We start from the raw sequence: 15,867 nt of genomic DNA, 5'->3' as shown, positions 1-15,867 counted from the left end.
GAGTGGCTGTGTTTAGCTCATCTTGCGCGAAAATCCCGTTTCGGAAGCCCCACATACTGATGAATGCTGTAATGGCACTAACTTAAGAATATTTTTCTATATTTCCTTCCTGTCTACGTCCCGCGAACACGTTGCGGAACGTAGACTCTCAGAGAATAAGTTTAAGCGTAACCTGCGCTCAAATCCAATCGTTCTCTAAGGTGAACCATGGGAATCTATAAAAAAGAAAACCCCAGTTTCGCTGTGCTGCACCGAGGCTAGATTGATTTATCCCATTTTATGAATTTTAACTATCATACCAATCTGAGCATTATCTAGATAATAAACAACATTGTCTTTTAAGCGCTGTTTTTGTGAGACAGTGAATGATGATTGTGGGTTATTGGGCGGTGATACCTGAAACTCAGCATCAAAAGAATAATAATTGCTTTGTTTTACATTTAAAGTACCTTGCATTTGCCAACCATGATGATCGATGAAGGGTAGAGCTACGATGCTTTGATTATTTGCTGGTTGTCTCCATGAATAATGCCCCAAGACTTGGTAACTTGATCTTCGACTCAGTAAATAGTATTCATCGCGTAAGCTTGAAGAAGAAGGAGACAACAAGCGATAGGGCTTCCCTGATTTTTCTGTATCTGTTTTTAAGGATATTGCATTGGCATTTGTTGGGATAAGCGGTGCATCAATAGAAAGCGCTCTGTTTTGATTTGGCTGTGCAAATATAATTAAATCAATTTGGTAAGAAGGCTTGGCTAAAGTCAGGCAAGAATACAGGAGGCTAAGAGTTATTATTATTAATCGTTCCATGGCTAATTTATTTATTGTTGTTATTTTAATGGATTTGCCCTTAACTGCATTGTAGCCACTCTGCTTTGAAGTTATGCGAAACTTACTTTTCTCCCAAAGGGGCTTTGTTGAAAAAATCTCATGTAATTCCCGCCTTTGGGGGAATTACATATATACAGTTTGGTCATCATTGTATCTTTCCAAACTATTTATTCAACAACGCCCTCAGTAATGGGGCAGGGGTATTTTTAACTTAAAAACAGAGTTACTATCTTGCATCCAGGCAACAATACTACATGTAACAATGCGATTATAGCTGTCTCTATTGAGTTCACTCAACAACAATTTTAGGGAACTTATCCGCATAATTAATTGGTTTTTTCGCCAATTCCATAGCACTCTTCATTGCTGTTTTAATCAATGTATCAGTTAATTCATTACGAGCTTGAGTTGCAGTAGGGTTACCTTCATCACAGTTTTGTCTTATGCGTCCATCCAAAGGAAGTTGTCCGAGTAATGTTGTATGGTATGTAGCGCAAAGAGTTTCGGCGCCACCTGTACCAAAAATTGCTTCTTGATGTCCGCATTGGCTGCAAATATGAGTGGACATATTTTCTATAATACCCAACACATCAATTCCTGTTTTAGAAAACATGGTTATTGCTTTTTGTGCATCAAGAGTTGCTACGTTTTGCGGTGTAGTTACTACTATAGCTGCGGTTAGGGGTATTTTTTGTACTAATGTCAATTGGATATCTCCTGTACCTGGTGGTAAATCAAGGAATAAATAATCCAGATCATCCCAAAGTGTAATATCCAGCATTTGAATTAGCGATTTAGCAAGCATAGGACCTCGCCAGATGAGTGCCTGCTCGCTGTTGGTGAGATAGCCAATAGACATGGATTGTATTCCATGAGCTTTTGCAGGAATGTAATGCTCGCCGCTGATTTGTACTGGTTCGGTTTTGCCGAGCATTAAAGGCATGCTTGGGCCATAGATGTCCGCATCTAGAATACCTACTCGTGCACCTAATCGAGCTAATGCTGTTGCTAGGTTTACAGTTACAGTAGATTTTCCTACACCCCCTTTTCCTGAAGCCACAGCAATCGTATTTTTTACGCCACGCAAGCCTTTACCAACAAGTTGTGTTCTATGCGGTTTGATTTGTTGGTTGATGTGAATGACTATGTTTTGATTGGGGAATGCTGATTGTAACGCTGCGAGTAATAGAGGTTTATAATGTTCTTCAAGTAAGTTACATGGAAATCCGGCAGTTAAGTTGAGGCTCAACTGCTTATCCGTCATTTCAAGGCTGCACTGTAAATTCATTTCCTTACCGGTAAGATCAAGAAACGGATCTTTTAAGGTACTCAGCAAGTGGATTACGGTATTTTCAGTGGTCATAGATTAGCCTTTTAACACAAAAGAGGAATAATAGCGCAGAGCAGTTTTATTTCATAGGATTAGTTTGCAAGATCAAACAGTGAGTCCAGCAGGTTCATATTCCCAACTAATCCAGTGATTGCTGGAGAGGTAATAAATACCACAATAAATAGGAAGATGAGTATGCTTTGTTAAATAAGAACCGTATTCGACCAATTGTTGTCGATGCTTTATCATTGATGTTTCATCTTCTTTTCCTGTCTTGAAATCGATAATCCAGCGTTTGCCCTGATCCTCAAACGTGCGATCAATGATACGAGTAATGGGTCTACCATGCTGTTCTACCAATAACTCGTATTCATTTTGTTCCTGATGATGTTTGCTAATAATCCATAGTCCTATTGGATCTTCAAATATCCGAGTAATTTGTTCCTGGATGCTGGATAGAGCCTCGTGTTGCATCTTTTCATCGAAACCTGATTTTCGTAATTCATAGCGTGCAAGGTTCCAAGGAACTTCAGCTACAGTCCCAGGATGATGATCACATATCCATTGCAAGAGTTGGTGAGTTACGATGCCTGTTAATCTAGGGATATTTGTTGATAAAGAGGGGGGAGTCGTCTTGATGTTGAGATGCACATCAAAAGCATCAGGTGTTATATTTCGGTAATAATCGAGTGGTAAACGCCCAAATTTAGGTAAAGACAAGTTTGTTTCTTCAAGCATGTGTATGGGGTTATCTTCAGTAAATTCTATATGTTTAAGAAGGCTCTTAAACGAGGCTTTAGAGGAACGTTCTGAATGATCCGTTAAATACAGACGTGATTTTGCCCTTGTTACTGCAACATACAGTAATCGCTGTGCTTCATAATGGCTTTTAACTCCATCCAATCGACTTAAATAATCATATAATGCACAATGCTCTTGGTGTGCAGCTTGTATGGGAGACATTAGCAACAAATTGCCGTGTTTTTGAGTAGGCAAATTAAGCCAACGTAACATCGGGCTATCGCCACGATTGGGTTGCGTTCCCAAGCCAGGCAAAAGTACAGTATCAAATTCAAGCCCTTTGGACTTATGAATCGTCATTATTTGTAAACGAGAGGGATTTGCTTGTTGTGAATAGAGTTTGTTAAGTTCTGAGAGAAACTCGCTTAGATCCGGTAAACGACCATCTTGTTCGTGGCGATCCAGTAAGGTCCAAAATTGTTCCAGATCATTGAGTTGTTCGGTGTTCAGAATACTATCCATATACAATTCTTTTAATGTTTGAATCACCCAGGCTGAAAGCTTGCTCTCATATCTTTGAGTTAAAGCGTTATGCATAACTCGTATAAAAAAATCGGCGCGAATCCTACCTTCCTCACTTAACCCCTGGATTTTGTTTAAATGCAATAAGGCAAAGTAAATTGATTTTTTCTTATTAAACTGTGCTATGGCATGAATATCATTTAAAGCAAGGCCGCAATAAGGACTGTGAAGAGCCGCGAGCCAGGAGAGGCGATTCGCTGGTGTCAACAAGGCCTGGGTCAATGACCAAACATCACGTAGATGGCCTAGATTGGTTAATAAAGTAATATCCGTACCCTGATAAGGAATCTGATGTTGGCGCAAGAGTCTAGTTATTTCAACGAGTTGCGTTCTTGAGCGTACTAAAATCGCGATAGATTGATGAGGATAAGTTTGTAATTCGTATTGAACGATTTCGATGAGTTTTTTTGCTTCCTGTTCCTTATTTTTAAATTGTAGGGCGCAAATGGTACTGCATTCTTCATCTTGAATGACATTGACACTGGAATGAAATGAAACAGCTCCAGATTCTATATCAACTTGTTTGGGGAAGATATTGGAAAATTGATGATTTACCCAATTGACAATAGTTTGTGTTGAGCGAAAGTTGCAGCTTAATTCTAGCGATCTTAATTTAACAGGCCCAATGCCTTGTTCTTTAGCGCGAAAAAATAATCCTACTTCAGCTTGCCTGAATCGGTAAATCGACTGCATGGGATCACCGACGATAAATAGAGTTTTTCCATCATCTTCCTGCCATCCATGAACGAGTTTCGTTAACAGCTCAAATTGAGTAATTGATGTATCCTGAAACTCATCGACCAAAATGTGATGAAGAGTATGATCTAAATATAAAGCTAAATCAGTCGGATTTTCTTCATCACCTAATGCACTCAATGCTTGCTGAGATATGGCAGTGAAATCAACCTCATTTTGCTCGCTAAACAAAACATGTAAATGACTTACAAGAAAGGGGAGCAATAAAAACAGCGCTTGCAGGACGTCCCATTGCTCCAAATCATATTCTGGTTTAGGTAAATTGCTGACTTGGATTAATGCTTCAAGAAAATCAGGGTATTCATTGAGTTCGTTGAGCAATTCTTTGCTGGCATTTTTTAGTCTTTTATATTCATCTGGAGCGCAGGAGCTACTGAGCAAACCTACATGATGATCAAAGCTTTTGCGGAAATTTGCATCCCCTGTAAGCAAGAGTTTACTTAAGGCTGTTGCTATCTCTTGGGTGGTTTGTTGAAAATCATACCAATCTTTGAGCAGATAGCGTGGTGAACTGGGATTATTTTCTATGATTGCCAATTCGCGGGCGCATTGAGTTAAATCTTGAGCCAAATGTGGAGGTAGACTTTGTGTGAATCGTTTTAACTCATGTTGTTCTATAAGGAGTAGTGCGTGCTCAAACGCTGATTTTTCTTGAGTCCGTGCTTGAAATAACGGAGTTATCCATTGATCTCTTTGAGAGAGTAATACCGTGAATAATTCAAGTAATCGATCCTGGCGATTATCCACATGTAGCAAGAGCGTTTTTATTGCATTCTGATATTCAGGGGTTGTCAGCGCAAACTGAATACAGCATCGACTCGCGTTTAAATAATGACTTTCAGCTTTCTCAGTAATTTGTGAATAAGAAATTTGCTTTTCCAAAAGTGGAATTGATTGATTAATGCTTTGGCATAAAGAGTCTATAGTTATGACTCTTAATCGATTGGGCTGCTGTAACAAATCCCATTGATAGTAAGCATCACTTTGAAGTGCTGCATGGGCAAAATCAAGTGTCATTTGTTGATGAGGCGTATTGGCTTTTTTATGATGTGCTGCCTGCTGTAGCGCCAATACGATACGTTCACGCATTTCACTCGCGGCTTTGCGAGTAAATGTTAATGCGACAATCTGCTCCGGAGCCGTTACCGTACTCAACAATCGCAAATAGCGCTGGGTAAGAATTTCAGTTTTCCCTGATCCTGCGGGGGCTTGTACGATAAATGATAAGGAAGGATTAGTGGCCTGGCTTCGTTGATCACTGTCGACTAGCATTATTTTTATTCCTATATATTTGTCATTAATCGGGGAGTAATGAAACTGGACTACAAAAACATCATAATCTTCATCCTTCTATGGGAACCTTCTCTCCTCTACCCTTAATTTAAGGAAAAAACGTCGCTCCGGCAAAGGCGAGAACCTATTCTACAGTGCATTGTGCCTTATTAGGAATGGATTCCCGCCTTCGCGGGAATGACAAATACGCAAACAATGTATGCAACAAAAAAGCAACCATTAGGGAGAAGATAGTTTATTCGACAACAATTTCTTGTGCCGGCGGACGCAAATTGTAATGAGAACTCATGCAACGACCGTAGGCTCCAGTATTGGCAATTAATAGCACATCACCTTCTTCGGTTACGGGTAATAATCGGTCATATCCTAAAGTATCTCCTGATTCACAAATAGGGCCCACGATATGAGAAAAACCAGCTTTTTCTTCATGTAATCGACTCAGGTTTACGATTTCATGGTAGGCGCCGTATAAGGAGGGGCGGATTAATGAGTTCATACCTGTTTCTATGCCAACGAATTTTACCTTTCCTTTTTCTTTGCATTGAGTAACTTTAGCGAGAATAACACCGCTTTCCGCTACAAAAAATCGACCGGGTTCAAGCCAGATTTCAATCTGTGGATATCGTGATTTCACGGCCATTAACAGCGCATCCATACTTGCAAAATCCAATGGTTGTTGGCCGGGTTTCTCCACGATACCTAGGCCACCACCCAAATTAATGGATTTAACGAGAGGGAATTGTTCTGTTAACGATGCAAGCATTAAAGCAGTTTGTTGCCATAATTCTGGAGTGAGAATGCCACTTCCTGAGTGTGCATGCAAACCTATTACCTGGATTTTATTTTTATTCGTTAGTGCGATAATTTGGTCAATGTCATTTTGCGTAATGCCAAATTTTGATTCATTTCCCCCTGTTGAGACATGTTTGTGATGACCGGCACCAGTACCAGGGTCAATACGAATAATAACTTCTCGATTCTTAAATAAATCAGGCCAATGCTCTAGCGGATATAGACTATCTATGGTGACATAACAGCCAACATTTAAAGCATATTCATATTCTGTTTTTGGCGCAAAATTAGGCGTAAACAAAATTCGTTTTCGGTCTATGTTAGGGAAGAGTTCTAATACTCGGTCTAACTCCTGAATGGAAACACATTCAAAACCAATCCCTTCTTTTTCCATAGTTTTTAAAATCGATGGATGAGGGTTGGCTTTAATTGCATAAAATAATGTATCAATTGATTTTAAAGCCAGTAGTTGCTTGGCTCGGTCCGCTTGGGTTTGAGTGTGGTAAACATAACAAGGCGAATTGAGCGAGGCAATGGTTAATAACCGATCGCGCTCTTTTTCCCACCATGGAATATTGCGAACAGCAGGTTTGCCAAATTCTTCATGCCAGCTTTTTGAGTAATAGAAAATTTGAGGGTTATTTTCTATAAGCAAGTGATGAAGTTTTTGACATAATTGATTTGCTTGCGACTCATCGACAACAAAAGTTAGGTTCAAATCATTGGATGCCAGTGACATCAAGTAGACTTGTTTTGCTTCAAACACCTCCAATGCAGGACCAAGTTGTGGTAATACTGTCCTGATATGATGGCCTACAAGACTTACTGCACTACATGGCTCAATGAGTTTGGCCCGACCAAATTGATTGAGTTCTGCAAGTAACGCATTAATTGCTGGGCGGTCATGTATTTTGCTATTGATATCTAGCGATAAAGTAACGTTAAATTCTGAAGATGAGAGCAAATCTACCGAGAAACCATGATGTTTGAAGGCTGTAAATACATCAGATAAAAATCCAACTTGTTGCCACATGTGCAAGGTATCTATAGAGATCAATAAGATGCTATTTTTAATCTGAATGGATTTTATTAACGGTGCCGTTTCATCAATATCCTTGGTAATAAGCGTTCCTGAATGTTCTGGCATTTGAGTAAATTTAACCGACATTGGAATATTGGCGCGCCGAACCGGGGGTATGCAGTTGGGATGTAACACTTTTGCTCCCATGGACGCAATTTCTTGAGCTTCATCGTAATTTAATTTTTTCAATAAACGGGCTTGGGGCAGTTGATGAGGGTTCGCCGTATAAATTCCTGGAACATCAGTCCAAATTTCACACGATGCTGCTTGAAGCTTTCCTGCAAGAAGCGCGGCGGATGTATCTGAGCCACCACGACCTAGTAAAACCGTTTCGCCTTGAGGGTTGGCAGCAAAAAATCCTTGAGTAATGATGGCTTGAGCACCACTGGAGATAAATTTCTCAACTAACTGAGGATCATATTCACTTTCACAGCGAGCAGAGAGGTAATTTGCAGATCCGCCTTCAGGGAAAGGCGAACTGGTTAAGAGCTCGCGCGCGTCATACCATTTACAATGAATTCCTTGTTTTTCGAGAAATGAATGCCCTAAGCGGGTCATCATCAGCTCGCCCATACTTAAAATTTCTGCATGTGTTTTGGCAGGAGCCTGCCTTAATAAGGCAATGCCGGTGAGCCACTGCTCTAGTTGAAGCAAATCTTTCGCTACTAATTCAGGATCGACTTCCAGCTGTTCAGCAAGATTAAGATGCCCATTACGAATATCAGTAAGAATACTCTGATGTTCATTGATTAAAGCCGCTTCAATGGCTTTTTCAAGTTTGTTAGAAATTTGTGTTAGTGCGGAGCATACAATAACAGGCTGTACCCCGGAACTCATATGCTTTTTGGTGATGGAAACAATATTATTCCAATTATTACGAGTTGAAACGCTGGTACCGCCAAATTTAGTTACTATTTGTTGCATGATTCATTTCCGCACAAAATTAATACACATTAACATGGACAGAAGTAGATGCACAAGTTCTTATAGGTTGAATTACAGATTTATTGATGGTTTTAATTCATTAATTGGCCATGATGGGTTTAATTGGTTCATTATGAGTTAATATTCATTACTCGTTGAATATAAATAAGAAAAAGGTATTTTTAATGATTTGAAAAAAGGGTACACTCACTTTTTAGCGAACGTATTTATTCAATTTTGGAAGTATGATATTTGAGGAGTAAGGAGTGAAGAATATGCACAAACCTTTAAGAACACTGGTTAACGCGGCTGTAATTAGTGTTCTAGCTACTGGTGGAGCTCATGCAGCTGGATTCTCTTTATATGGAGAAGGTGCCGGATATGCCGTTGGTAACTATGCTGCTGGCTCTGCCGCAGAAGCGGCTGATGCATCAACAGGATGGTATAATCCTGCTGGTTTAGCATTGCTTCGTGAGCAGCAAGTAGTTTTTGGTGGCATTGGTATATTCCCTACTCTTAAACTAGATGGTACCAGTACCTTTAATACATCTACTGGTCTGCCTCCACCGTTTCCTTCATCCGTTCAATATGTACAAGAGTTTGAAGGCGTAGATGGCAGTTACAATGGTTTTGTCCCTTCATTTCATTACGCACTTCCTTTAGGTGAACGTACTACCTTCGGCCTAAGTGTTACCTCACCATTTGGTTTGTCTACTGATTGGGCTCCTGATTCACCAGTACGTTATTCATCTACCTATACTGAAATTTTAACCATGGATATTTCACCCGAATTGGGTACTCGCTTAACTGAAAATTTTGCAGTTGGAGCGGGCCTAGATTTCCAATGGGCACGTGCTAAATTCAATCAAATGATTGGTGCACCGACTTTATTTCAAATTCTTGGGGAAGATCCTGCCACTGTTGATTCATTAAGTTATAACAAAGCTTCATCTTGGGGGGTTGGATTTCATGTTGGGGTGATGGGAATATTTAATGACAATCACACACGTATAGGTCTTAATTATCTGTCCCGAATGAGACATGTTTTCTATGGACATAGCCGTTTTTCCGGAATATTAGCCAATAACAATTTTAATCTGGTTTTCCCGGTATTACCTCCTTCGACATCTCGAACAAATAATGATGTATTTACTAACCCACAAGAATTCCCTGATGTGCTTACTTTAAGTGGATACCAAGATATCAATGAGAAATTGGCTTTATTGGGATCTGTTGTTTATACTGGATGGGGGTCGTTTAAAAACATCCAATTGAACAATGTGGCTGTACCAAATATTGGAGGGGCGCCATTTTTTAATGTGACCCAGGCAAATATTAATAGTAATGTACCTCAAAATTACCACGATTCCTGGCGTGTTGCGCTTGGTGCAAACTATCATGTAAATCCCAAGTTGATGCTCCGTGTGGGTGGCGGTTATGATCAGACGCCAACAAATGATATAGATCGAAATGTGCGTTTACCTGATGTCGATCGTTGGGCTGTTGCCGTTGGCGCTCATTATCAATGGCGACCTACTGTTGGTGTTGATGTAGGATACACCCATCTGTTTGCTGGTAATAAACCAAATGTCAATTCTGTACAGCCTCTTTCACAAACTTCTACATACAATGTGGAAGTTAATGATGGTCGTTTCGCAGCAGATCTGGTTGGTGCTCAATTGACATGGATTATTGATAAAGCCCCAGAAGCTCCTACAAAATAATTACTTAAAATTGATTCTGATAGATAAAAAGCCACTTAAAGTGGCTTTTTTATTTATTAAACGATGGGGGTTGTTGATATGGAGGTGAGCTTATCTCCTCACTAATCCAAATAAGATTGATTACTTTTTAGTAATAGTCGCTTCACCAGGACCATTTATAGTAAGGGTATATCCGTTTTTAGATAAAAACTTTGGAGTGATATCTCCTGTATCAAGATCCATACGAACTTCACCTACCTCAATAGGATTTGATGTATTCGTGGCCATTTTAATTACTGCAGAGCATTGTTTACCTGTTGTGTGTCCGTAGCAGGCCAATTTTACGAGATTCCAGTAAACTTTTTGAGTTGAATTGGCGGGAGTTGGGTATGCAGAAGGGACGCCTGCTATATAAGCATTTGATTCTTCAGGAGTGTTATTATGCGTCATTAAATAAGTTGGACTTGCAAAAGCTGTTAAAGCACTGATGCCTAAAGCTACTGCTGAAAAACTTTTAAATATTAAATTCATTATCTCTCTTTCTCCGTTTAATTATAAATGATTGGCTAGTTTTTATTGAATTCACTATGATTAGTGACAAGTCAAACAGTTCTAAACCAATCGGTTTTTCTACATCAAAACCCATCAAGAGTATATCGGAAAATAACTAAGTGTCTATCACCGTAGGGTTCATAGACACCATATGCGTGGGTTTTTATTGTAAGAAAAAGTGATGGGCTGGGCATCTTATATGAATGATTTATTTTGACTTAACAAGCGTGCAATATCTTTTGCAAAATAAGAAATAATAAAATCCGCTCCAGCACGTTTTATCGCAATCAAACTTTCTATAATGGCCTGTTCTTCATTGATTAGCTTGTTTTGAGCAGCTATTTTAATCATTGAATATTCACCACTTACCTGATAAGCACAAAGAGGCACTTCAGGGAAATTTTGTTTTAGTTTTGCTATAACATCCAAATAAAATCCAGCAGGTTTTACCATGATCATATCGGCACCTTCCTCAAGATCCAGGGCTGTTTCTCTTAAGGCTTCAGCGCCATTCGCAGGATCCATTTGATAGGCCTTGCGATCACCAAATTTTGGTGCTCCTTGGGCTGCCTCTCTAAAAGGTCCGTATAGACAAGAACAATATTTGGCACTGTAACTTAAAATAGGAATATGTTGATATCCTTGTGCATCTAATGCTTGACGAATTGCATTCACCATTCCATCAGTCATTCCACTGGGTGCAACCCAATCAGCACCAGCTTGCGCATGACTTACCGCTTGTTTTGCAAGTAAAGCCAGAGTTTTTTCAGTATCAATGCATTCTTCAGTAAGCACACCACAATGACCATGATCTGTGTACTCACAAAAGCAAAGATCGGTAATAATGAGGATGTCTTTATTTACAGAACGAATTTTTTTTATCGCTTTTTGAATAATTCCTTCATGATGAAATGATTCACTACCACAAGCATCTTTTTGTTTAGGAATGCCAAATAGAAGTACTGCTGGAATGCCTAAGGAATAGAGCGACTCAATTTCTTTCGGGAGACAATCAAGACTTAATTGAAACTGACCAGGCATCGCACTTATCTCTTGCGGTTCATTAAGTAATTCACTGATAAATAAAGGAGCAATAAATTGCTGCGGATGCAAGCGTGTTTCTTTAATTAAGGCTCGGGACATCGGATTGCTTCTTAAACGCGTTAATCTTAATGGTATATTGTAGTCGGTCATGAATTAATTCCTATCATGTAGTTCATTCTGTGGCTAAGAGATCGAAGCGCCCAAAAAATTCGAGATATTTTAACACAACTCCTGTAACTTGGGTGAAGACGCAAGCCCTAACCCAGGGAGATGACCGAGAATTCCTCACCTCCCGATTACGTTTACTTGATCAAACCTGCATTTTAGTGTTTTCTTTTTTTTATTTTCTTATTGGAGGTATACAAAAAATCAATAGCGCTACTGCTATCACTGTTGCTAATTTGGATACTAAAAAATCGATTGAGTAAGTATCTCAGCGTCAACATATTCGCATCTGTTTGTGACAGACCGATGTTATAGCTTAAATAAAGACGCTTTGAAAGAGATTTTCCCACTACAAAGGAAGTCGTGTCGCTTGAGGTATTGGTGAGTTGATTATAGTTGGTATTCGTTTGTACATTAAAATCAATACCAACCGTTTGTTTGAGTTGTTCTAAAAGTTGGAGACTGTTCGTGGTGCTACCAAGATTCATCGACGATATAGCCGCTAGAAGTAATTGTCCTCCAGCCTTGTCTGCTTGGTTCGCGGGACGACCTAGAACAAGCATGGAAAGAATATCTGCTTGGGAAAGAGTTGAAGGATCAGAAAATAATTGTATTTTAGGACGGGTTAAGCGACCGGTTGCTTCTACGCCTAAAGTCATGGTTTCCCCATAATTAATATTTTGCACATCGGTACTATTAAAGTCTAAAAGTTGACTCGAACTAGCAAAGTTTGTTGAAGTAGTAGTAATTTTTTTTGCAGCACGGAGATTAATTCCCGGATTACTTATGGACCCACCAGTAAAGATTAATTGTCCTTGTTGTATTGCCAAATCCTGTCCGTAGGCCTTATAAGTACCCTGTCTCACTGATAGTTCACCATATGCATTGATTGAACTTTGTTGCGATTGTTTTAAATGCAGTACTCCATCCAAATAACCCTTTAACCCTTTTACATTAACTACAACTTCTTTTCCCATTTTAAGATCAATATCCATGCTATTAATCAAGGTAAACGAAGAGGATGATTTTTCCTTACGTTTATAAACCACATCATCGGGCAAGGAAACGCTGTTGTGGAATGAACGGGGTTTAATTTCAGCATAAGGAACCAAGATAGTGCCTGAAATGGATTGTACTGTTGGTGTTAAATGTAGATTGAGTTTTGGTGAAATGCCGACTTTGAATTCACTGGTTTGAACCAGTGGAAAATCATTGCCTTCCAGGGTGATATCACCTGTAAATTGGGTGCTTAGGTTTGCCTTCCCAGTAAGTGATAAATGATGACCTGAGGATACTATAGAACCTGTTGCTTCCCAAGAACGTTCCTTTCCACGTACATTCACCTCAAAAGAATCGATATTAAGTCCTAGCCGAGGTAAGAAAAAACTGGTGTTTATCAGTCTTAATTGACTTTCGATTTTTCTTTTACTCAAAGTACCGTTTACTTTTAATGAAGCAATCAACTGTCCTTTTAGTTTGCTAATTTCGGGGCTAATTTTTTGGATAAAATCCAAGGAGTTTAATTCCAATAATAATTCACTGTTGATTGGTTGCTCGTCTTTTAAGCCAGTATCAAGAGCAAATTTAGGTAATTGAAACTTCAGTTTTAAATTTTTATGTTCATCAATCGCTAAAATACCAGAACCTTTAAGATATTCAGGTGAAAGAAGGATCTTTAGAGAACCACCTTTGAATTGAAGCACTGGGAGGGTGTCATTACTGGGGTCATGATAAACACCAAGACGTATTGTGAACAATAAATTCCCTTGATTTTTAGCACTAATCTCACCTTGAGCTGATAAATTGGTATATAAACGAGCATGCTGGGGTGCACTATTCTGAGGGCTTAGATTTGCATCAAAAGTCCATTGCCAAGGCAAGGTTCCGCGAATTTTTGCCTTCATTAGCCAATGATCCTCAGGAGCAGTGGTCATTTGAGAATGCATATCAATTTGTAGATTGGGCAAGACACCGGTTGCTGTAATTGTTCCTTTTTCACTATCGATAACTTTATCTTGTTCCGTGTTCCATTGTAGGCCTTGCCATTGAGCAGTTATTAATTGGCTTTCCCATAGAGAATGAGGATGCAACTGTACATCCAATTGTTTTATTTTAATTTTAAGTGATTTATTTTGATATTCGATTCCGCTCACAGTAAAGTGATTTAATAGGCTACCCTCAATTTGATGAATTTTTATATTACCAGGAAGATATAAACGACTGAAATGAATTATCGTATGTAACCCCGATTGGGTTTCTAATAAAAATAAGGCAATTCCGCCTAATAAAATAAGAAATAACGAGCTAATATAAAGTGTTTTGACTAACACGTGCAGAGTTTTTACCAGAATTCGCTTCATAAGTCTGGTCCCATGCTGATTACTAATCGTGGACTGCTGCTATTCCGCTGCCATCGTTTATTGATTTCTTGAGCTAATCCTACTTTAATTGGTCCTATAGGTGAAACCCACATTAAACCACCACCTGCATCGAAATATCCAGCTAAAGGAGTTGGATTGTAAACAGCACCTGCATCATAAAATGCTATGACGTACCAGTTTTTTTTGGTTTCCTTTTGAATTTCAAAGCCACCGTAACTGAGTACTCTTCCGGGACCTATTGCATTAAAACTAAATGCTTTTAAATTATCTGCTCCTCCTAAAAGTAATGCAAGCGACAATGGTTGTTGATTGATGTTATTGATTGCTGTAACTCCTTGAATTGCATGTCCGTAAAGACGCAAACGGATTGGTTCTATTCGCATTGCAGCTTTTATATCCACGGAAGCTTGGGCAAAATTAATTGTCGACAAGAGAGCTTGATTTGCAGCAAGGCCATTAAGCGTGATGTTATATCCAGATGGCGAAAAAAGCAGATCTTGTGTTTTGCTAAACGTAAAACTTGCTTTTGGATAGAGTAGAAATTGTTTCGTATTTGGCTCTAATGCATAATGAAATCCTTCATATAAGGTATTGACTGATAAAGTGCGTTGATAATTAGTTACACGATGCTGTTGAGCCAGTGACATAAGAATCGAGTTACTATAACCTGCACTGTAGCTTAAATTCGAAAAGTTTCCGGTAAGAGTATATTGATCATTTACAGGGTTTTTTCCGGGAACAACATACTGGGCCTGTAATGCATTTTGAACAAAGGATCCTTGAGCCATAAGATTGAATTTATGTCCTTGGCTATTGACTGGTACTACATGTAAGGCAGCTCGGCCGCGAGGTCCTGTATCTGTTCCGTAACCTGCGCCAAGGGTATAAGAGTATTTGGATACAGGTTCAGTATAGATTTGTACAGGAGTTGTTGGGTTGTCTGTAATTTGTGGTTTAACGAGAACGGAACTAAAGTAGCCGCTGTTTGATAAATCATTGTTTAATTTAAGTATCTTATCTCCTGAATAGACTTGTCCTGGATGAAAAGGAACAAAACGATGCAGTAATTTAGGGTTAATGTATGTAGGGTTAAATTGTATTTGTCCAAAATAATAAAGAGGTCCAGTATCAAGAATGAGTGTGATTTCTGCTGTATAGTTATCTTCATCGATTAAAATTTCACTTTTCTTAAATCCAGCACGCATGTATCCCTGACTTTCTGCGCTATCAAGGAGTTTTAATTTAGTTTGTTCATATTGTTCCGTGAAAAGGGGGGCTCCTTGCTGTAGAGGTATATTTTTTATTGCATCACGCAAGACAGGATTATGCGCTCCTTCACCAATTATCTCCATTTTAAGCTGTGAAATCATGATTTGTGGGCCAGCATGGATGGTAATGAGCAACTGCTGCGCATTAGGTCTTTGAAGTGTTGCCTCGGCCTTAAAATAGCCGAAAGGTTGTACCGCTTGAAGTATTTGTTCTCTCAATTCTTCCAGGCTAAATTGGGAGAGAGGTTTTAATTTTTGTAATTCATTCAATCGTTTTTCAACGTTCGCCTCTACTTTTCCAGAAACTCCATGAATTGTAATGGATGCCAAGTCATTACTTTTAGCAAATAAAGCAAAACAGGTAATGAGAAGTATCATATAAATTAATTTCTTCATGATAGTCTCAGTACTCGCTTCACCAGAA

At 39.0% G+C, this 15,867-nt stretch carries 9 protein-coding genes; 1 reads left to right on the top strand and 8 read right to left on the bottom strand.

All coding sequences use genetic code 11. The features are described 5' to 3' along the window. Window positions 1–267 precede the first annotated feature (267 nt). The 4 genes from DGG96_RS06475 to DGG96_RS06460 form a co-directional block, all read right to left on the bottom strand. The gene (locus DGG96_RS06475) at window positions 268–810 is read right to left on the bottom strand and encodes a CsiV family protein (RefSeq protein WP_110141485.1); all 543 of its coding nucleotides are present in this window, start codon (window positions 808–810) and stop codon (window positions 268–270) included. 310 nt (window positions 811–1,120) lie between these two features. Beyond that, entirely contained in the window at window positions 1,121–2,194 is a 1,074-nt protein-coding gene (gene apbC, locus DGG96_RS06470) for an iron-sulfur cluster carrier protein ApbC (RefSeq protein ID WP_110141486.1), read from the bottom strand. Window positions 2,195–2,266: 72 nt separating this feature from the next. After that, on the bottom strand, window positions 2,267–5,512 hold the full coding sequence (locus DGG96_RS06465) for a UvrD-helicase domain-containing protein (protein ID WP_110141487.1): 3,246 nt from the start codon (window positions 5,510–5,512) through the stop codon (window positions 2,267–2,269). Window positions 5,513–5,768: 256 nt separating this feature from the next. Continuing rightward, on the bottom strand, window positions 5,769–8,330 hold the full coding sequence (locus DGG96_RS06460) for a bifunctional aspartate kinase/diaminopimelate decarboxylase (RefSeq protein WP_110141488.1): 2,562 nt from the start codon (window positions 8,328–8,330) through the stop codon (window positions 5,769–5,771). A gap of 266 nt (window positions 8,331–8,596) precedes the next feature. Between DGG96_RS06460 and DGG96_RS06455 the strand changes: the two genes are divergently transcribed. Beyond that, window positions 8,597–10,054 (top strand): OmpP1/FadL family transporter, encoded by a 1,458-nt coding sequence (locus tag DGG96_RS06455; protein WP_110141489.1) that lies wholly within the window; start codon window positions 8,597–8,599, stop codon window positions 10,052–10,054. Between the two features lie 120 nt (window positions 10,055–10,174). Here DGG96_RS06455 and DGG96_RS06450 read toward each other — a convergent pair whose 3' ends face one another. The 4 genes from DGG96_RS06450 to DGG96_RS06435 all read right to left on the bottom strand — a co-directional run bounded on the left by DGG96_RS06450 (window position 10,175) and on the right by DGG96_RS06435 (window position 15,839). After that, entirely contained in the window at window positions 10,175–10,564 is a 390-nt protein-coding gene (locus tag DGG96_RS06450) for a hypothetical protein (RefSeq protein ID WP_110141490.1), read from the bottom strand. Between the two features lie 216 nt (window positions 10,565–10,780). Continuing rightward, complete coding sequence (gene hemB, locus DGG96_RS06445) at window positions 10,781–11,779, bottom strand: porphobilinogen synthase (protein WP_110141491.1); 999 nt, start codon at window positions 11,777–11,779, stop codon at window positions 10,781–10,783. Window positions 11,780–11,952: 173 nt separating this feature from the next. Next, entirely contained in the window at window positions 11,953–14,154 is a 2,202-nt protein-coding gene (locus DGG96_RS06440; RefSeq protein ID WP_110141492.1) for a translocation/assembly module TamB domain-containing protein, read from the bottom strand. Beyond that, on the bottom strand, window positions 14,151–15,839 hold the full coding sequence (locus DGG96_RS06435; RefSeq protein ID WP_110141493.1) for an autotransporter assembly complex protein TamA: 1,689 nt from the start codon (window positions 15,837–15,839) through the stop codon (window positions 14,151–14,153). The genes DGG96_RS06440 and DGG96_RS06435 overlap by 4 nt, the downstream gene beginning before the upstream one ends. Between the last annotated feature and the right edge of the window lie 28 nt (window positions 15,840–15,867).

It is taken from the genome of Legionella qingyii, assembly GCF_003184185.1.
Note: the sequence above shows the minus strand (reverse complement) of the source record. Positions and strands in the feature narration are given on the sequence as shown.

Excerpts from the sequence above, each read along its gene's own strand:
- apbC (WP_110141486.1), bottom strand. The coding sequence starts at position 2,194 with ATGACCACTGAAAATACCGTAATCCACTTGCTGAGTACCTTAAAAGAT.
- DGG96_RS06460 (WP_110141488.1), bottom strand. The coding sequence starts at position 8,330 with ATGCAACAAATAGTAACTAAATTTGGCGGTACCAGCGTTTCAACTCGT.
- DGG96_RS06465 (WP_110141487.1), bottom strand. The coding sequence starts at position 5,512 with ATGCTAGTCGACAGTGATCAACGAAGCCAGGCCACTAATCCTTCCTTA.
- DGG96_RS06435 (WP_110141493.1), bottom strand. The coding sequence starts at position 15,839 with ATGAAGAAATTAATTTATATGATACTTCTCATTACCTGTTTTGCTTTA.
- DGG96_RS06440 (WP_110141492.1), bottom strand. The coding sequence starts at position 14,154 with ATGAAGCGAATTCTGGTAAAAACTCTGCACGTGTTAGTCAAAACACTT.
- DGG96_RS06450 (WP_110141490.1), bottom strand. The coding sequence starts at position 10,564 with ATGAATTTAATATTTAAAAGTTTTTCAGCAGTAGCTTTAGGCATCAGT.
- hemB (WP_110141491.1), bottom strand. The coding sequence starts at position 11,779 with ATGACCGACTACAATATACCATTAAGATTAACGCGTTTAAGAAGCAAT.
- DGG96_RS06475 (WP_110141485.1), bottom strand. The coding sequence starts at position 810 with ATGGAACGATTAATAATAATAACTCTTAGCCTCCTGTATTCTTGCCTG.